Annotated in this window: 18 protein-coding genes; 13 read left to right on the top strand and 5 right to left on the bottom strand. The window is 36.8% G+C overall.

The features are described 5' to 3' along the window. The first annotated feature begins 1 nt into the window (after position 1). The 5 genes from DRF61_RS21670 to DRF61_RS21690 all read left to right on the top strand — a co-directional run bounded on the left by DRF61_RS21670 (position 2) and on the right by DRF61_RS21690 (position 6076). On the top strand, positions 2-988 hold the full coding sequence (locus DRF61_RS21670) for an MvdD family ATP-grasp ribosomal peptide maturase (RefSeq protein WP_238601932.1): 987 nt from the start codon (positions 2-4) through the stop codon (positions 986-988). Between the two features lie 114 nt (positions 989-1102). Beyond that, positions 1103-2047 carry a BPSS1187 family protein gene (locus DRF61_RS21675; RefSeq protein WP_111960946.1) on the top strand — a complete coding sequence of 315 codons (945 nt, stop codon included), beginning with the start codon at positions 1103-1105 and terminating at the stop codon, positions 2045-2047. Positions 2048-2055: 8 nt separating this feature from the next. Then, entirely contained in the window at positions 2056-3069 is a 1014-nt protein-coding gene (locus DRF61_RS21680; RefSeq protein WP_111960947.1) for an NAD-dependent epimerase/dehydratase family protein, read from the top strand. Beyond that, positions 3066-4835 carry an AMP-dependent synthetase/ligase gene (locus tag DRF61_RS21685; RefSeq protein ID WP_111960948.1) on the top strand — a complete coding sequence of 590 codons (1770 nt, stop codon included), beginning with the start codon at positions 3066-3068 and terminating at the stop codon, positions 4833-4835. The genes DRF61_RS21680 and DRF61_RS21685 overlap by 4 nt, the downstream gene beginning before the upstream one ends. Before the next feature lie 182 nt (positions 4836-5017). Then, positions 5018-6076 (top strand): diphosphomevalonate decarboxylase, encoded by a 1059-nt coding sequence (locus tag DRF61_RS21690; protein WP_111960949.1) that lies wholly within the window; start codon positions 5018-5020, stop codon positions 6074-6076. 248 nt (positions 6077-6324) lie between these two features. On the opposite strand, the gene DRF61_RS21695 is transcribed toward DRF61_RS21690, so the two are convergent. After that, complete coding sequence (locus DRF61_RS21695; protein ID WP_111960950.1) at positions 6325-6987, bottom strand: DUF2461 domain-containing protein; 663 nt, start codon at positions 6985-6987, stop codon at positions 6325-6327. 504 nt (positions 6988-7491) lie between these two features. On the opposite strand from DRF61_RS21695, the gene DRF61_RS21700 reads away from it, so the two are divergent. The 8 genes from DRF61_RS21700 (at position 7492) to DRF61_RS21735 (ending at position 15722) form a co-directional block, all read left to right on the top strand. Continuing rightward, the gene (locus DRF61_RS21700) at positions 7492-9201 is read left to right on the top strand and encodes a DEAD/DEAH box helicase (protein WP_111960951.1); all 1710 of its coding nucleotides are present in this window, start codon (positions 7492-7494) and stop codon (positions 9199-9201) included. 149 nt (positions 9202-9350) lie between these two features. Further along, entirely contained in the window at positions 9351-9989 is a 639-nt protein-coding gene (locus tag DRF61_RS21705) for a DUF47 domain-containing protein (protein WP_040998750.1), read from the top strand. A gap of 19 nt (positions 9990-10008) precedes the next feature. Continuing rightward, the gene (locus DRF61_RS21710) at positions 10009-11151 is read left to right on the top strand and encodes an inorganic phosphate transporter (RefSeq protein ID WP_111960952.1); all 1143 of its coding nucleotides are present in this window, start codon (positions 10009-10011) and stop codon (positions 11149-11151) included. A 103-nt stretch (positions 11152-11254) separates the two neighbouring features. Further along, entirely contained in the window at positions 11255-12226 is a 972-nt protein-coding gene (locus DRF61_RS21715; protein WP_111960953.1) for a polyprenyl synthetase family protein, read from the top strand. 86 nt (positions 12227-12312) lie between these two features. After that, the gene (locus DRF61_RS21720) at positions 12313-13272 is read left to right on the top strand and encodes a GSCFA domain-containing protein (protein ID WP_111960954.1); all 960 of its coding nucleotides are present in this window, start codon (positions 12313-12315) and stop codon (positions 13270-13272) included. Further along, complete coding sequence (locus tag DRF61_RS21725; RefSeq protein ID WP_111960955.1) at positions 13265-13789, top strand: DUF4269 domain-containing protein; 525 nt, start codon at positions 13265-13267, stop codon at positions 13787-13789. The genes DRF61_RS21720 and DRF61_RS21725 overlap by 8 nt, the downstream gene beginning before the upstream one ends. A gap of 4 nt (positions 13790-13793) precedes the next feature. Continuing rightward, positions 13794-14558: a TatD family hydrolase gene (locus DRF61_RS21730; RefSeq protein WP_111960956.1), complete on the top strand. Its 765-nt coding sequence runs from the start codon at positions 13794-13796 to the stop codon at positions 14556-14558. Positions 14559-14567: 9 nt separating this feature from the next. Next, on the top strand, positions 14568-15722 hold the full coding sequence (locus DRF61_RS21735; protein WP_111960957.1) for a hypothetical protein: 1155 nt from the start codon (positions 14568-14570) through the stop codon (positions 15720-15722). 286 nt (positions 15723-16008) lie between these two features. On the opposite strand, the gene DRF61_RS21740 is transcribed toward DRF61_RS21735, so the two are convergent. From DRF61_RS21740 to obgE, 4 genes are all read right to left on the bottom strand, one after another. After that, positions 16009-17304: a DEAD/DEAH box helicase gene (locus DRF61_RS21740; protein ID WP_111960958.1), complete on the bottom strand. Its 1296-nt coding sequence runs from the start codon at positions 17302-17304 to the stop codon at positions 16009-16011. Between the two features lie 87 nt (positions 17305-17391). Further along, positions 17392-17880, bottom strand: a complete 489-nt coding sequence (locus DRF61_RS21745) for a DUF6438 domain-containing protein (RefSeq protein WP_111960959.1) — start codon at positions 17878-17880, stop codon at positions 17392-17394. Positions 17881-17943: 63 nt separating this feature from the next. Further along, positions 17944-18723 carry a hypothetical protein gene (locus DRF61_RS21750; protein ID WP_146897212.1) on the bottom strand — a complete coding sequence of 260 codons (780 nt, stop codon included), beginning with the start codon at positions 18721-18723 and terminating at the stop codon, positions 17944-17946. A 15-nt stretch (positions 18724-18738) separates the two neighbouring features. Further along, on the bottom strand, positions 18739-19722 hold the full coding sequence (gene obgE, locus DRF61_RS21755; protein ID WP_111960961.1) for a GTPase ObgE: 984 nt from the start codon (positions 19720-19722) through the stop codon (positions 18739-18741). Between the last annotated feature and the right edge of the window lie 34 nt (positions 19723-19756).

A 19756-nucleotide genomic window follows, 5' to 3' on the forward strand; every position in this document is an offset into this window, starting at 1 on the left:
AATTACGCATACACAGGATAATTTTTCAATTGAAAAAGTAACAGAATATATAGAAAAAAACGGCTGCGAGGTTATTCGCTTCGATGTAGACCTGTATCCAATACAAAATAAACTCTCCACTGTTTTCCAGGATGGCGAATGGATAAGCATTCTTGAAACCAAAGAGGAAAAATACCGTCTTGACGATATTGCAGCAGTTTGGTACAGAAGAGCTTATAACATCGGGAATGGGGTGAAAGAAGAAATGGATAAAAAGTTTTATAGCGCCGCAATGGGCGAGATCCGAAACACGCTTTTCGGATTTATAGAATCTGTAGATGCTTATGCATTGGGGAAGCCGGGGATTTACAGAAGGCTGGACAGTAAAGAAGAGCAGTTGAAAATTGCCGTTAAGCTAGGCCTTAAAATTCCTGAAACCTGCCTTACCAATAATCCTGAAGAAGCCAGACAATTCATCCTTAAGCATCAGAATGTGATAGCTAAAATGCAGACCGGTTTTGCCATCTATGAAGACGGTGTAGAAAATGTGGTTTTCACCAATGTGGTTAGCGAAGACAAGCTTGAAGAACTGGATTCATTGGTATATTGCCCAATGCAGTTCCAGAAAAAAATAGAAAAGAAAAAAGAATTGCGGGTTACCATTGTTGGGCAGGATGTCTATGCATTTGAAATAGATTCCCAGCAGTCCGAAGATGCAAAGGTGGACTGGAGAAAAGACGGGGTAAATCTGCTTACCAAATGGGTAAGAACAGAACTTCCTTCAGATATTGAAGCTAAGCTTCTGGAGCTTTTAGATGTTTACAATGTAGATTACGGTGCTATAGACATCATTGTTTCTCCCCAAGACGAATACTATTTCATCGAGATCAATGCTGCAGGAGAATTTTTCTGGTTAGATAATTTAACGGAGGAAAACCTGATTTCCAAAAGTATCGCAGACGTTCTCTGCGACAAAGCACCAAGAAGAAATAATAGGATTTTGGTATAAATAAATCTAATTTTCAACAATTCCTAAAAAGTCATAAAATTTAAGCAACAGCCATGCAAAAATACTTTTATCATTAGCTAAAATACTACCTTTGTGAAATAAGCACATAAAGGAATGAAAAAAGGTATTAGTAGGAACATTCTGGTTATAATTATAGCTTTAATGTATGTTCCTGTAATGGTAACAGCACAAAAAAATATAGATTCAGCTGTTTACAAAATAATTAAAGTGAAACCAAGCAAGCTAGATCAATCTGTCCGGATGGCGGACGATCCCCATATTGTTTTTTATGATCCAAAAGTAAAAAATAATAAAATTTTGCTTTGGCTTACAGGAACAGGAGGAACAACAAAACATGTTCCCGAATTATTTATCAATACGGCTTTAGAAAGCGGGTATAGAGTAATTGCACTTTCGTTTATCTCTGAACCGGGAGTTTCTCAGGTTTGCATAGGGGATACTTTAAATTCAGATACAAATTGTGCTGCTGAATTTAGAAGGATGAGAATTTACGGAACACCCGCTTTTTCTTTAATTCCGGATAAGCCTCAGGATGCAATAGTACCCAGGCTGACAAAACTATTACAAAGTCTTTCAAAATCTGATCTTCAGGGAGGCTGGTCTGCCTATCTGAAAAATGAAAATCCTGATTGGAACAAAATTGCCATTGCCGGACAGTCACAGGGCGGAGGTATGGCTGAATTTATTGCTCAGAATAACTCTGTAGACAGGGTCATTAGCTTTTCAGGCGGTTGGGATTATTCAGATTCTAAAGAGAAAAAAATTGCCGGCTGGTATTTTAATAAAAGCAAAACACCGGTAGAGAAATGGTATGCCGCCTATCATATTGATGAAGTAGCTGCTAAATCTTTAATAGAAATATGTACCGCATTAAAAATCCCAAAAGATCATATCTTTGCCTTAGATAAAAAAATAGACTTTTCATTAGAGAATCCCAATAAAGGAAATAAAAAGAATCCTTATCATACAGAAGGTATTAAAAATACGATATATAAACCTGTATGGCAGACAATGCTTGGGAGCGGAAAAATAAATTAAATCAGTAAATGATATTTGTAACAGGAGCAACGGGAATTTTGGGTAGAGTAATCGTTTTGGAACTTTTGAAAAGAGGAAGAGACGTACGTGCCTCCAAAAGACCGGGCAGCAATTTGAACGATGTAAAACATTCTTACGGCTTCTATACGGAGAATCCCGAAGATCTTTTTAATAAGATCGAGTGGGTAGACGTAGATTTTGATAATCTTGATTCCCTTCAAAATGCATTGAAAGGGGTAGATGAGGTTTATCACTGCGCCGCAAAAGTAAGTTTCCATCCTCATGATGCAAAAGAAATGTACCATACCAATGTAAAAGGTACAGAAAATCTGTTGTTTGCCTGCGAAGGTACAGAAGTGAAAAAATTTCTGCACGTAAGCACAATTGCTGTTTTGGATGTTTTTAATGAAAAAGGAGAACTGGACGAAACTTCAGAATTTAATCCCAAAGAAGAACATTCTGCTTATGCTGTTTCCAAACATCTTGCTGAAATGGAAGTCTGGAGAGCGTCTGCTGAAGGGCTGAACACCATAATTGTGAATCCGGGAATGATCATCGGAAGTGGAAACTGGGGACAGAGCAGTGGAGATATATTTCCTACGTTTGAAAAAAACGGCTTTACATTTTCAGGGGGAACCAGTTATATAGACGTTAGAGATGCTGCTAGGATTTCCATTGAGCTCATGGAAAAGAATGCTTTCGGAGAACGTTTTATTCTCATTTCCGAAAATAAAAGATATGCAGAGCTAGGAAAACAGATCAGATCACAGCTTGGTCTGAAAGAAGCGAAAATCCTTACAAAATCTCAATTGAGCCTGGGGAGATTTGCCAATATCCTTTTTGGATGGCTGATTCCGAAGCTGAGAATCATCACCAAATCAAATGTTGAATCCATATCATCGCTCAATACCATTTCCAACCAAAAAATTAAAAAAGAACTTGATTATCAATTTATTCCTGTGAAGGACAGTATTGATTTTCATCTTAAAAATTATATTAACGACAAAAAGCTGAATTCATGAATCTTGCAGCAGCAATTATCCTTAAAAATGTAGAAAAGCATCCGGTAAAATCAGCGATAGGCTTTAAAAAGAAAGATGAGGCGTGGAAAGAACTGAGCTGGAAAAAATTCGGTGAAATCGTTTTTAAAACAGCCAATGCACTAAAAAATGCAGGAATTCAGGAAAATGATAAAGTAGCCATTTATTCAGATAATTCCTCTGAATGGATGATTTTTGATCTGGCCTCAATGGCCATTGGTGCGGTTACCGTACCTGTTTACTCTACCAATAATGCAGAGCAGGCAGAATATATCATTAATGATTCCTCTGCAAAGGCTGTGCTTGTTGGCAGCCAGGAGCAGTATGATGCCTGTCTGGAGTTGTTGCAGAAAGAAGAAAATCAATTGGAAACCATTATTGTTTCCAAAAAATCTGTCTGGATCAAGAAAGAATTCAATAGTTTTTACCTCGAAGATTTCATTGCCAAATCTTCTCCTAAACTGGAGATCTGTAAAAAAGAATATGACGATACAGCGACCCTGATCTATACTTCCGGAACTACAGGAACTCCAAAAGGCGTAATGCTTACTCATGGCAATTTCATCAAAGCTTTCGATTCCCATTTTGAATTTTTTAAATTCAAAAATTTTGAAGAAGAACTGTCATTGGCATTTCTTCCATTAAGCCATGTTTTCGAAAGAAGCTGGAGCCTGCTGTGTTTGTATGGTGGTGCGAGAGTTTATTTCTTAGAAGATCCAAAAAATATTGCCAAAACTCTGGAAGAAGTGAAACCTACCATGATGTGTGCGGTGCCGAGGTTTTTCCAGAAAGTATATGCCGGTGTTCTCGAAAAAGCAGAAGAAGGTTCATCATTGAAGAAAAAAATCTTCGATTGGGCATTGGCAACAGGATGGCAGACTGCAGAACTGAAAAGAAACGAAAAACAGATTCCTCTCGGGTTAAAACTGAAAGAATCCGTGGCAGATATGCTGGTGTTCAGCAAAATTAAAGAAAAGATGGGCGGAAGGCTGTGGTTCCTACCTTGCGGAGGAGCCTCTCTTTCACCGGAAGTTACAAAATTCTTCGACTCGGTGGGAATTCACGTAACAGTAGGCTATGGGTTGACGGAGACTACCGCTACACTGACGCTTTTCCCATTAACCCATTTCGAGCACGGAACAAGCGGAAAACCTTTGCCGGGTGTAGAAATCCGTATCGGAGAAAATGACGAGATCCAGGCTAAAGGAAACGGGATTATGAAAGGCTATTACAATAAACCCGAAGAAACACAGAAAGTTTTCACGGAAGACGGATGGTTCAAAACCGGGGATGCCGGAAAATTTGATGATAAAGGAAACCTGATTATCACAGACAGGATCAAAGACCTGATGAAAACGTCCAACGGAAAATACGTAGCCCCACAGCAGATCGAGAATCTTCTTACCAATAATAATTTTATCCAGCAGATCATGCTTGTAGCAGAAGGCAGGCAGTTCGTTTCAGCTCTTATCGTTCCTAACTTCGAGTTTCTGCAGGACTTTATGAAGAAAAACAATATTCCTTTTACCAACTGGGAAGAAGCGGTGGAAAATGAGAAAATCATTGCTTTATACAAAGAAAAAATTAAAGAACTGCAGGTTCACCTGGCGGATTTTGAAAAAGTGAAAAAATTCACATTAATGCCTGCTGAATTTGATATCAATACTGGCGAAATTACGCCTACATTGAAGGTCAAAAGAAATGTGGTTCTTAAAAAATATGCAGATATTATAGAAAAAATGTATTAAAATAAAACGATCTAAATCGCAAAAGACGCAAACGGTTTTTTCAATAAAAAATCAGAGATTTTTGAAAACTTAAGTGGTCTAGAATAGACAGTTTTATTTAACTTTATCAATAACTCAAGTGTTAAGATTCTTTTGTGACTTTTGTGGTTAAATAAAAGCGTTTTACCATTTTAAATCAGACTATGACAACACAAGAATTCCTAGGAAAACAAAATTTCACCATCCATACTCAGACAGTTTCAGAAAGCTGTCCATCCAATATTGCCCTGATCAAATACTGGGGCAAATACGATAATCAGATTCCTGCAAACCCAAGCATCAGTTATACATTGAATCATTGTAAGACCAATACTTCTATAGAATTTCTGGCAGATGAACCTTTCTCTGTTCAAACTTTCCTGTCAGGAAATGAAGAGGTGAAATTTGCTGAAAAAATAGAAAAATATTTTAAAAATATTGAACAGTATCTTCCATGGATTCTGAAAGGAAAATACATCATCAAAACAGAAAATACCTTCCCCCACAGTTCCGGGATTGCGAGCTCCGCTTCTGGGTTCGGAGCCATTGCCAAATGCCTGATGAAGCTGGATGCAGAATTTTCAGGAAATCAATCTGAAGAAGAATCATTAAGAAAAGCATCATTTTTAGCAAGACTAGGAAGCGGAAGCGCATGCAGAAGTCTATACAATGGACTGGTGGTCTGGGGAACATCAGATGAGGTAGCAGGAAGTTCAGATCTGTTTGCGGTAAAATATCCTGATACCGAAATTCATGATATATTTAAAAGCTTCAACGACTGGGTGCTGTTGATCCATGAAGGCCAGAAAAGTGTTTCCTCAACGGTAGGACACGGCCTGATGAACACCAATCCTTATGCTGAAAGAAGATTTCAGGAAGCAAGAGACAATTTTGTTCCGATGAAGGAAATTCTTAAAAGCGGGGATATGGAACGGTTCATCACATTGGTAGAACATGAAGCACTTACTCTTCACGCCATGATGATGATGAGTGATCCTGCTTTTATCCTGATGAAAACCGGAACACTGGAAGTGATCAATAAGATCTGGGATTTTAGAAGAGAAACGGCTCTTCCGCTATTCTTCACACTGGATGCAGGAGCCAATGTTCATCTTCTATTCCCTGACAATGGATCTGAAGATACAATCAAAGCATTTATCGAAACAGAATTACTACAGCATACCCAGAAAAATGGAGTAGTGAAAGATGTAATGAAGTTTTAAGAATAAAGAATATCAATATCTGTTTGATCTGCTAAATCTGCGAGCGTAAAAGTTTCTTGCAAATTTAGCAGATCAAGCAGATTCTTTTTAATACTAATCTTAATTAAAATGTATTGATTAAGGTATCATATCTCTGCTTCATCAAATCAATGCAATTGATTCCCTCTTTGCAGGTTTAAAATTACAAGGTTAAAAATTACCCTTTGCGTTAAAAAATATGTAGTACGTAAAGAAAATTAATCAAAATTTTATTGAAAGGGGGCATTCAGGAAATCATTAAAAGGCTTCATAAGCTTAAAGATCTTAGTGATGTTTTTTATGGCATTTTTATCCAGAATTTCTTCATCTTTTAAATAATAAATCACAATAAAATTCTTTAATTTCAGATATTCGCCCATTGGATCTTCTTTCTCAAATCCCTGAGGAATTTTTTTCAGTTTATCATCCTGATCCAGCTCTGGGAAATGCTTTTTGAAGTCTTTTTGATTGATGATCTTAAGGAAATCGTCGCCATATAACGAAATTTCTTTCCTTACTTCTTTCAGGACAGACGATTCCGGCATATAGATACCGCCTGCAAGAAAAGACTTTCCTGGTTCCATATGAAGATAATAGCCTCCTTTCTGGCTTCCTTTGCCCATTCCCAGAGATGCTCCAAAATTGGTTTTGTATGGTGATTTGTCTTTTGAAAACCTTGTATCCCTGTAAATTCTAAAGAGTGATTTTTTACCATCAATTTTTCCTAATTCTTCATCAAAACCGGACATTTCTTTGATCAGTTCATCAAGGAAGGTAATAACATTTTCCTGTGCCTCGGTATAAGCGGCTTTATTTTCATTAAACCATTCACGGTTGTTGTTAACGGTTAGGTTTTTTAGAAATGTCAGTGTTTCCGGATTTATACTGTTCATGTTTTTAATGTTTAATATGATGTGCTGTTGAATTTATTTTAAACCAAGTTAAAAAATAAAGTTATGCTGACCAAACTTATATACTGCAGTCCATGCCTTAAAATAAAAGCAGGCAATTCCTGCAGTTTAAAAAAATAAATATAATACTTAAAATAACCGGACGTAAAGAAAATTATGCTTAACTATTGAGTGATCAATATCTAAAAAACTGCGGCAACTAAAGGAAATAACGCGGTTGGAAAAGAAAGGTAATTTTAAAGAAAAATTTACCATGAATAATGTTATTTTTGAAAATTCATAAATAATACCGAAAAAATCAATCCAATTTAATAAAAAAAAATAATGTTTAACATGTTTTTAATGCAGACCGTGTTTTTTTGGATTTAATTTTTTAAAAATTAAGAAATTATTAAAGGATTCTGAATTAAAGTTTACATATTTAAAACTTTATTCAAAAACAAATCAAATATTTGTTGTATCTTTGCAAAAATTTTAAAATATTTAATGAATTTATTTACGGAGTCCAATTTAAGTCCTGACATCCTTAAGGCAGTTGGCGAACTGGGTTATGAAAGCCCGACAGAAATCCAAAAACAGACTATCCCTTTCATTCTTTCAGATATTCGCGATTTGATCGCACTTGCGCAGACAGGGACAGGCAAAACAGCAGCGTTTTCGCTTCCGATTTTGGATATGATTGACGAAACGAGTCGCAAAATCCAATTTTTGGTCCTTTGTCCGACACGGGAATTATGTCTTCAGATTTCTAAAGACATAAAAAATTATTCCAAATACATGAAAGACATCAAAACCACAGCGGTTTACGGTGGAAGCAGTATTATGGATCAAATTCGCTCTTTAAAGGACAAGCCACAAATTATTGTAGGTACTCCTGGTAGAGTAATTGACCTTATCAACAGAAAAGCACTTGATTTTTCTGCCATTCATTGGTTAGTTTTAGACGAGGCTGATGAAATGCTTTCTATGGGTTTCAAAGATGAATTGGAAACAATTTTAAGCGAAACACCTGACACAAAGCAAACTTTCTTATTCTCGGCAACGATGAACAAAGAAGTAGAGAGAATTTCTAAAAATTATCTTACCAATCCTCACCGTATTTCTGTAGGTTCTATTAACGAGGTTAAAAAGAACATTAAGCATGAATACTACGTAGTGGGTTACCGTCAGAAAAAAGAAGCTCTTAAGAGATTAATTGATGCAAACCCTAACCAGTATTCTATTCTTTTCTGCAGAACAAGAATGGAAACTCAGGAAGTCGCAGATTTCTTGATGCAGAATGGTTATGCGGCTGATGCTCTTCACGGAGATCTTTCCCAGGCACAGAGAGATACGGTAATGAAGAAATTCAGACTGAAAAACATTGATATCCTTGTTGCAACTGACGTTGCTGCAAGAGGTTTGGATGTGAACTCTTTAACCCACGTGATCCATTATTCTTTACCTGATGATCCGGAAGTATTCGTTCACAGAAGCGGAAGAACCGGAAGAGCTGGAAAAGACGGTATTTCAATGGCATTAATAAAGCCGGAAGAAAGCAGAAAGCTGAAACAGATCAAATCTGCAACTAAGATTGATATTGTAGAAAAATTTATTCCAACGGGTGATGATATTATCAAAGCTCAGGTTGGAGGAGTTTTTGAAAAACTATTTACGGAACACGAAGAAGATATATTTGAGTTCAACGACAGTTTAATTCCTGATCTGAGTGCTTTCACTAAAGAAGAACTTGTTCATAAATTGTTACAGTTCCAGTTGAAAGATCTTGCGTTGTACTACAAAGATAAGCATGACCTTGTTGAGCAGAAGTTCAGTACCAGAGATGATGATTATTCAAGAAGAGACAGAGGACGCGACAGGGACAGAGACAGAGGAAGAGAACGTGGAGATCGTGATACCAGAGGCAGCAGAGACAGCAGAGACCGTGGTGGAAAACCTAGAAGAAAGGACGAAAACATGGTAAGATTCTTCTTCAACCTTGGGAAAAAAGATCAGTTGAAAAAACTTGATGTATTAGATATCATCAATAAAGCAACAGCCGGGAAAAGCAAAAAAAGAGCGGAAATCGGTGATATTGAAATCCTGGAGAAATTCTCTTTCTTTGAAGTGGAAAAATCATTCCAGGAAAATGTAATGAGCAATATTCCTTCAATGAAATTTAAAGGAAAAGAAATGAGAGCTGAAGTAGCAAACTAAGGCATCTTAAGATATATAAAACCGGCTTTTGGCCGGTTTTTTTATTTGATAATCAAGTGTTAACCTAATGTTAACAAAACTTAATGTTATATTGTTTCAGGGCAAATCCTTTTTTAGGAAATTTGCACTCAAATTATAAATACATAAAAATGGGAATTGGTAATATTTTCCACGCTTTTCAACCAAAAGATAAAATCTTCTTTGTGCTTTTTGAAAAAGTAACGGAGAACCTAGTGGCAATGTCTGAAGACTTTAATAACGGTATCAAAGATTTCGATCTTAATGATGATACAATGTTAAAAAGAATGAGTGACTACGAGCACAAAAACGACGAACTTACCCATGAGATCTTTGTTGAATTAGGAAAAAACTTCATTACGCCGTTCGACCGTGAAGATATTCACACCCTGGCAACCGGCCTTGATGATATCGCTGATTACATCTATGCTTCCACAAAATACATCTTCCTATACAAATCGCCTGAAATGAAGGCTTATTCAGATTTTTCATTACTGATCCACAAAGCTTGTCTTGAGATCCAGAATGCAATGAAAAACCTAAAAGGATTCAAAAATATGGACCAGGTAAAAGAAGCATGTATCAAAGTGAACTCTATTGAAAACATTGCAGATGACCTGCTTTCCAACTCAATGGTAGATCTTTTTGAAACTAATGATGCCATTAACATTATCAAAGTTTCATCTGTACTTAATTATCTTGAAATAGTAACTGACAAAGCAGAAGATGTTGCCAACACGATTGAGAACATCATGATTAAATACGCTTAAACAATTATAACTTACAGAAATGGAATTTCCGATTTTACTTACGGTTATTATTGCTTTGGCATTAATTTTCGATTATATTAATGGTTTTCATGATGCGGCCAATTCAATTGCAACCATTGTTTCCACAAAGGTTTTAAGCCCTTTTCAGGCTGTACTTTGGGCAGCACTCTGGAACTTCGCAGCCTTTTTTTTAGCAGCCTATGTGATAGGTGAGTTCAGGATAGGGAATACAATTGCTAAAACAGTGAATGAGAATTTTATCACGCTTGAGGTAATATTTTCAGGTCTTTTAGCGGCAATCGCATGGAATCTTTTAACATGGTGGTTTGGTATCCCGTCTTCATCTTCCCATACACTTATCGGAGGATTTTTAGGAGCGGCTCTGATGCATGCTTTTATGCTGGACTATCACGATGTAGTAGCGACACAACCTAACTTGGGATTGTTTGATACATTATCACAGGCTTTTCATCAGTTAACAACTCAGAGTGTTGTGAAATTTGATAAAGTAATTCCTATTTTCCTGTTCATTTTCATGGCTCCGGTGATAGGGATGGTAATCTCGATCATCATTACATTAATTATTGTTCACCTTTACAAAAGATCAAACCCGTACAAAGCAGACCAGTCTTTCAAGAGATTGCAGCTTGTTTCCTCAGCACTTTTCAGTGTAGGACACGGTCTGAATGATGCTCAGAAAGTAATGGGAATTATTGGGGCAGCTCTTATTTACTATCACGTGGAGATGCTTCATGATCCGGTATATCTTAACATTCCGTCTGCCGGTCGTTTTGACTACTTTGCACAGCATTATCTTTGGGTTCCTTTGGTGTCATTCCTTGCAATTGGTTTAGGAACTATGAGTGGCGGTTGGAAGATCATCAAAACAATGGGAACGAAAATTACAAAGGTGACTCCATTAGAAGGAGTAAGTGCTGAAACTGCAGGGGCGATCACGCTTTTTATTACAGATCAGCTTAGTATTCCTGTATCTACAACACATACCATCACCGGCTCTATCATTGGGGTAGGATTAACGAAGAGAATTTCTGCTGTAAGATGGGGAATTACGGTAAGCCTTCTTTGGGCCTGGATATTAACGATTCCAATTTCAGCAATTGTGGCTGCGGTTACTTATCTTGCAGTAACGTTTCTGTCTTAATTTAAATGTTCAAATACATCATATAAACTTTGTCCCTCTGGACAAAGTTTTTTGTTTTATAAAGCCTTGAAAAATTGTATTTTTGTTTAAACTATTAAATTTTATGGAATTTTTAGACAGATACCAGCAGATCGTTGCTGAAGCCATCACTAAGTATACTTTCAAAGACAAGCCTGCGGAACTCTACGATCCGATGAACTACATCATTTCCCATGGCGGGAAGCGTCTTCGTCCTATTATGGTGCTAATGGCCTGCGACCTTTTCGGGGGAGACCTTAAACAGGCTATAAAACCTGCGCTGGCCATTGAATTTTTCCATAACTTCACGCTTATCCATGACGATATTATGGATGAGGCTCCTTTAAGAAGAAATAAACCTACCATCCATACCCTTCATGGGATCAATGTTGGGATCCTTTCCGGAGACGGGCTGATGCTGAAAGCTTATAAGTTTTTCGAAGACCTTGAGCCTGAAATTTTCAAAGCATGTATCAGGATCTTTACCCATACAGGACTTCTTCTGTGTGAAGGACAACAGTACGACATCAATTTTGAAACTCAGGAGAATGTAACGTATGATGACTACATCAGAATGATTACTTATAAAACAGGAGTTCTGAGTGCATCTTCCTTTGAAATAGGGGCACTTATTGCAAAAGCTAATTTTAAAGATGCCAAGGCTATATTCAACTTTGGAAAGCATATTGGTATTGCGTTCCAGATTATGGATGATTATCTTGATGTATTTGGAGACCAGGCTCAGTTTGGGAAGAAACATGCCGGGGATATTTATGAAAATAAAAAAACAGTGCTGTATCTTTTAGCTAGAGAACATGCAACAGATGAAGAAAGAAGAGAGCTGGACCATTGGTATGGTAAGAAAACTGATAATATTGATAAAGTATATGGTGTTGAAAAGATCTTCAGAAGAACCAAAGTGGATGAAAAAGCATTACGTCTGATCGAAAAGCACAATGAAATAGGGCAGAGCTACCTTGAGAAGATCAATATTCCAGAAGAAAAGAAAAAACCTTTCATAGAACTGGCTAATTATCTGTTAAGAAGAGAGAGTTAAATAAAGGTAGTAGGAATTAGGGTGTAGGGATTAGTTATTTATTGGAGCTTCCTAACCCCTGATTTCTAAGCCCTAATCCCTTATTAATGAAATTCAGAACTGAAGTTGACATTCCGGAGTCAGAAAAAAAAATTGATATTGAAGATAAAATATTTTCAATAGGCTCTTGCTTTGCTTCAGAAATGGCAGATTTGCTGGGTCAGGGGCAGCTTCAGACGGTCAACAATCCGTTCGGAACTATTTTTAATCCGTTTTCGATCAGTAACGCTGTTAAAAGACTCCATGATTCAGAGTTTTATACAGAAGATGAGCTGATTACTTTTAACGATGAATTTATCTCCCTGGACCATCACAGCAGCTTCGACAGAAGATATGTCCATCAGACTCTGGATAGGATTAATACGGGGATAGAAGTAGGAAACAGGTTTTTGCAGGATGCAGGGTGGGTGATCATTACGTACGGAACTTCATTTATTTATGAATTTATCCCGAAAAAAAAACTGGCTGCCAACTGCCACAAAATCCCACAGAAGTTTTTTGAAAAACGGTTGCTTTCCCATCAGGAACTTACAGATTCCATTTATAATACAGTTTTAAACCTGAAAGATATCTGCAGGGATGATATACAGATCCTTTTTACTGTGTCACCTGTACGTCATACCAAGGATGGAATGATTGAGAATCAGCTCAGCAAATCCAAACTGATCACCGCTGTTCATGAAGCACTTTTGCAGCTGGAAAACTGCCATTACCTGCCCATTTATGAAATACTGATGGATGATCTGCGCGATTACCGTTTTTATAAGGAAGATATGATCCATCCGACATCGCAGGCTGTCAATTACATTTTTGATAAATTCGGAGAAGCCTATTTCTCAGATGAGACAAAAAGTTTTATCAAAGAAAATTTTAAGATAAGTAAAGCACTGGAACATAGAACTGATGATGAAAAGGATCCGAAGTATATTGAATTTAGAGAAAAATTAAATCAAAGAATTGAAGTTCAGAGGGAAAAAGTAAGGCATAAAATTTTTATAAATGATTGATTTCACGAACCTCGATTATTTGAAATCCGGAAACGAAAGGCAAAAAAGGGCTTATGAAGTTCTTGAAAAATATCAGATATTTGAGAAATTAAAGCCCTATTCTCCAGTTCTTGCCGGAACTATTCCGATTGAAATTGATATTGAAAACAGTGATCTGGATATCATTTGTGAAGTTGATCTTGAATTTGAAGAAGATTTTCTGAATGACATGTCTAACCGATTAAGTCCTGCAGATATTGAAGTGAAAATCGAGAATATCATTGTTGACGGAGAAAAAAGCATTATTCTGAACTTTATGCTGGAAGAATTTCCAATAGAGATTTTCGGCCAGAACAAACCCTCACTTGAACAGAATGCTTACCGGCATATGCTGGCTGAATATAGAATATTAAAAGAAAAAGGAGCAGATTTTAAACATAAAATAATAGAACTTAAGAAACAGGGAATCAAGACTGAACCGGCTTTCGGTTTACTGATGGACTTGAAAAACCCGTATAAAGATCTGTTAAAATTTTAAGACAATGATTGATACCCATACGCATTTATATGCTGAAGAATTTGATGAAGACAGAAAAGAAGCTATTCAAAGGGCTGTAGATAAAGGAATCACAAAATTTTATCTTCCTGCCATTGATTCGGAATCCCATGAAAAGATGCTTCAGCTGGAAGCTGAATATCCAGGGCAGATCATTTCCATGATGGGGCTTCATCCTTGTTATGTAAAGCCTGAATCCTGGGAAAAAGAGCTTGATATCGTTAAAAATTATCTGGGTGAAAAGGATTTTCCGGCAATAGGAGAGATCGGAATCGACCTTTACTGGGATAAAACAACACTGGATATCCAGATTAAAGCCTTTGAACAGCAAATCGACTGGGCTATAGAAAAGGATCTTCCTATTGTGATTCATACAAGAGAAAGTTTTGATGAAACATTCGAGGTTCTGGAAAGAAAAAAGCATCCGAAGCTTCGTGGAATTTTTCACTGCTTTTCGGGAGATCTCGAACAGGCTAAACATGCCATTGATCTGAATTTTATATTGGGAATAGGCGGAGTTGTGACGTTCAAGAATGGGAAGATTGATCAGTTTCTGAATGAAATTCCTCTGGACAAGATCGTTCTGGAAACAGATTCACCTTATCTGGCTCCTGTTCCGCACAGAGGAAAAAGAAATGAAAGCTCTTACCTGGACCTCGTAGCCGGAAAGCTGGTGAATATCTATGGTAAGGATTTTTCTGAAATTGATAAAATCACTACTGAAAACGCTAAGAGAATTTTCAGTTGCTAATCTAATCAGATGAAAGAAATTTTAACCAATGTAAAAAATAGCAAGGCAAACAGTTTAATGTTGTTTGCAGTTTATTTTGTAATTAATTTTTTATTCCTGACCAAATATGGTATCCGACAGTCATTTGTCCCGATTAGTATTCTGATTGTTGCCTTTATTGCTGTACATATTTTTTTGTTTTTTCTGAGAAAGAATGAATTGTTGACAAAAAAGATTAATATAAAGCTCGTCTATCTTTTGACGGGTATTTTAGGAGTAGGATATATTGCTTTATGCCATATCTTAAAAGATCCTTATCAAATGAATATAGACCGTTGGCAGACGCTGGATTTTTCTTTAGATTACTGGATTCACGGAAAATATATTTATAACACACGGAATTTTATGGGGAACTTATCCTCATACCTTCCCGGACAGCTTTTATTAGCTCTTCCTGCCTATCTTCTGGGAAATGTGGGTTATCTTCAGGTAGCCGCTTTTTTGTTGTTTTCATATGCTGTTCTTCTGGAATTTAAAAGCAATCTCATCAGGTTCACAGCTATACTGATGCTGGGAATATCGCTGTCTTACATTTACGAAGTGGTCTGCAAGAGTGATTTTATTTCTTCTTTTATTTTCGTGGCCGCATTCATCCTTTTCTGGCACAGTGAGTTTAAAGGAGATTATTTTCAGAAACCGGTCTTGTTGGGTGTGTGCCTTGGTGTTTTGTTTCTGACAAGGAGTGTGGCAGTTATTCCATTGATTATTTTTTTACTGAAGCCTTTTTTAGCAACAGATACAAACCGTAAAATAAAAACAGCTGTTGCATTTATACTCAGCGTAGGTATTTTACTATTGACTGTTTTTTTTCCTGCTGATAATCTTGATTATATTATACAGCATAATCCATTGGTTCTTCAGGGGCAGAGCAATACACTTGTCATGCTGGGTTTTCTGGTGACGACTCTGGTTATGTCGTTTTATGTCAGAACAATACATGATGTATTCTATTTTTCGGCATATATTGTTTTTCTGGTGATGCTCAGCTTTGTACTGGAAAAATATTTACTTTTCGGGCTGGGTTTCCAGCATAATCTTTTTTCAACCACTTATCTGGCGGCCTGTCTGCCTTTCAGTATTATTGCTTACTGCTTTTCAGTTCAGAAAGAAACAGAGAAAGTCTGAATATTCAGATGATTGAGTTTAAAGATGAATTACTTAAATCTGCTTATTTTGCCGAAGACAAATTCTTATATCACCCTATCCAAAAAGTCTCGGTTACCCTTGTCAAGGTTTTAAACCTTGACAAGGGTAAAAAATCAGATTAGTAATTCCAGCCCTATAATCTAAATTTTTCTTTAACACCCAAACTCCTTTATATTTAAAAATCTTAGAATCGTGAGTAGAATAACCGTTTTTAAATCTAAAAATTCTATATAAAAAAGCCCTTTCGTTGGAAAGGGCTTTCGTATTATTTTTTTCTGGTGAAATTTTTATTCTTCGGTTTTTTAAAACTCGTTGGGGTGCTGCCTGCAGGCTTATTGTTATTATTTTGTGGCTTTGGAGACCTCGGAGGTCTTCTGTCACCACCGGCTGCCATAGGCTTGTTATTAGAATCTCTTTTCTGGGCTACAAGATCATCCGTGTGGAAAGGATGGTCTTTTATAACTGGAATTTTCTTTCCGATAAGTTTCTCCGTATTCCTTAAATTTAAAAGGTCAAGACTGTCTACAAAAGAAATCGAAGAGCCTTCAGCTCCCGCTCTTCCTGTTCTTCCGATTCTGTGAACATATGTTTCAGAAACATCGGAAAGCTCAAAATTGATTACATATTTAAGTTCATCGATGTCAATACCTCTTGCAGCGATGTCTGTGGCGACCAGAATTCTTGTTTTTCCGGATTTAAAATTACTGAGGGCATTTTGTCTTGCATTCTGGGATTTATTCCCGTGAATAGCCTCTGCTGAGATATTATCTTTTTGCAGTTTCCTTGCAATTTTGTCAGCACCGTGTTTTGTTCTCGAAAATACCAGTACAGAATCTGCAATGTCATTCTCTAGAATATGGGAAAGAAGATTAAGCTTATTGTCTTTTTCTACAAAATAAACTGATTGCTTAATCGTCTCTGCAGTGGAAGAAACCGGAGTCACTTCTACCTTCACAGGATTATTCAGGATAGAATCTGCCAGTTTCTGGATTTCAGAAGGCATTGTTGCTGAAAAGAATAAAGTCTGCCTTCTTGGTGGAAGAAGTTTGATCACTCTTTTTACATCATGTACAAAGCCCATATCCAGCATTCTGTCTGCCTCATCAAGAACAAAGATCTCAATGTTTTTTAAGCTGATAATACCTTGAGCGATAAAATCCAGAAGTCTGCCGGGAGTTGCTACCAGAATGTCGATACCTTTTCTTAAGGCGGCCTCCTGATTTCCCTGCTTTACACCTCCGAAAATCACGAGCTGTTTGAGCGGAAGGTATTTTCCGTATGCATTAATATTTTCCTCGATCTGTATGGCAAGTTCTCTTGTTGGCGTTAAGATCAGGGCTTTTATATGATTATTTTTGGTCTTATTTTTTGATAAATTCTGAAGAATAGGAATAGCAAACGCCGCTGTCTTTCCTGTTCCTGTCTGTGCGCATCCTAAAAAGTCGCTGCCTTTTAAGATTTCAGGGATAGATCTCTCCTGAATGGGCGTGGGATTCGTATATCCCTGTTCCTGAATTGCTTTTGCAATAGGTTCTATTAAGTTTAGGTCTGTAAAATTCAAATGAACTGTTTTTTTAATTTAAAATAAAATTCCCTCAATGTGAAGGAATGATACGATGCAAAGGTAGTCTAAATATTTTTAAACGGATTATTTTACTTTTGCCCACTGCTGGTTATGTCTCAGGTCTTCAATGAACATGTAGACTTCCCTCAGTTTTTCACTTCCTTTTTTGCCATAGTCTTCTACGTTTTTGGAAGTTCCATCCGTAAAATTAATTCTCAGATATGAAGTTGAGAGGTCCGTGATATTTCTTGTTCCGTATTTATCTTTTAGATTTTTCACGTCAAGACCATTCAGTAGAGAAACCAATTTGTTATAATCTGCTTCCTTGATTACCCCTTTAAAAGTTCCTTCACGCGGTTTTGAAAATTCACCTTTTGAAAAATCTTTCGAGAAATTAAAATGCTCAGCTTCCAATATGGCTGTTCTGTCCGGATTAATGGTCATGGTGAAGATAGGGCAGGATCCGAAACATGCTCCTGCTTCATATTCGATTTTAGCGTATTTTGAATTGGTTTTCTGGGTTGTACAAGAAAATAAAAATAAAAATGCACAAAGTCTTAATATATATTTCATAGCGATGGTTTCCTGTTTTCTTTCAATAATTATTCCAAATGCTGAACTGTCGTAGTATAGAAACTATTCCAGAGATGAAACACAACAGCCTTTGGTAAATGATAATCTTAATAGTACAGAATCATTATTCATTGATTCATAGTACTTTGTTCTCTTCTTGGCAGTATTGTAATAAGAATAGCTTTTTATTTCGCCTTTGTCAAACATGATCTTATTTTTGAAGAACAAAGGTTCCATATCGTACAGGATATTATTGTTGAAATTCTGGTCATCGTTGGTTACATCCAGTTCAATAATTCCCAGATTCGTTTTTGCTTTATTATTACGGATAAGATTATACTTATAATGGATAAGATCATTTTCCGTTTTCTTTTCAACCAACTCTAATATCTGATCAGTTTTCAATTTTTTCCTTTTTCTGATGTCAGCAATTTCAGATTCCAAAGGAATATCGCCGGTGAAATAATCAAAATTTCCGGGTTTGATTTCTTTACTTTCATCCTTGATCGAAACAGGAAGTACAGGATTGGTATCTTTGTTTAAATTATAGATAATCCCATTTCTGCTGTTGTTAAAATACAACACAGAAAAATCACTTTCATTGGTGTAATATTCTATAATATCGCTCACCTCATTATCTGTACCCTGACCCTCTGCCTTCTCGTAAGTAAATTTATATTTTAACCTCTTGTTGAATTCATACTTAAAGAACGCCTTATTATTTAAAGGAGCATGTTCATTCTGTTTGGATGTTTCCATGAATGAAAAGCTGTCCTGAGCATAAGTCAGGGCAGGCAGGAGAAATGAAACAAAAATAACAGCGGGTGCTGTTATTTTTTTCAATGAGTGTATCATCTTTTATCCGTGAAGTTTTTTCCAGATTGCGTCTTTCAGTTCTACAAGGCCTTCTCCCGTTACACCAGAGAAAAATAATGGCTTTCTGTTTTCAGGGAATTCAGCAGAAATTTCTTTTTTCAGCTCATCATCCAGAAGATCTGATTTTGAAATAGAAATGATGAAATCTTTATCCAAAAGTTCAGGATTGTACTCCGTTAATTCATTTTCCAGAATTTTAAACTCCTGGAAATGACTTTCAGAATCAGCCGGAATTAAAAATAATAAGATAGAATTTCTTTCAATATGTCTTAAAAATCTGTGTCCCAAACCTTTCCCTTCAGCAGCGCCTTCAATGATTCCCGGAATATCAGCCATTACAAATGATTTGTAATTTCTGTAGTCCACAATACCAAGATTGGGGGTCAGAGTTGTAAATGCATAATTCGCGATTTTAGGCTTTGCAGCAGATACGGATGCAAGAAGGGTAGATTTTCCGGCATTTGGAAAACCAACTAAACCTACATCGGCCAAAATTTTAAGCTCGAAAACAACAAAACCTTCCTCGCCATCCATTCCCGGCTGTGCATATCTTGGAGTCTGGTTGGTAGAAGATTTGAAATGCTCATTTCCTTTTCCTCCTTTTCCTCCCTGCATCAAGATAATTTCCTGCTTGTCTTCAAGGATTTCACCGATAATTTCTCCCTCTTCATTTTTAGCGATAGTCCCAATCGGAACATCAATATAAATATCATCACCGTCAGCACCGGTCAGCTGGTTTTTCGCTCCGTTTTCACCACGATCAGCTTTTATGTGACGGGTGTATCGAAGCGGAAGTAAAGTCCATTCCTGAGCATTTCCTCTCATGATGACGTGTCCGCCACGGCCTCCGTCGCCTCCATCCGGACCACCTTTAGGAATATATTTTTCACGGCGAAGGTGGGCAGAACCAGCACCTCCGTGTCCGCTTTTACAATGGATCTTTACGTAATCTACAAAGTTAGACATATAGTTTGTGTTGCGGGTTGTAGGTTACAGAATC

Source organism: Chryseobacterium lathyri (assembly GCF_003290185.1).
In the GTDB taxonomy this organism is placed as follows: Bacteria; Bacteroidota; Bacteroidia; order Flavobacteriales; family Weeksellaceae; genus Chryseobacterium; species Chryseobacterium lathyri.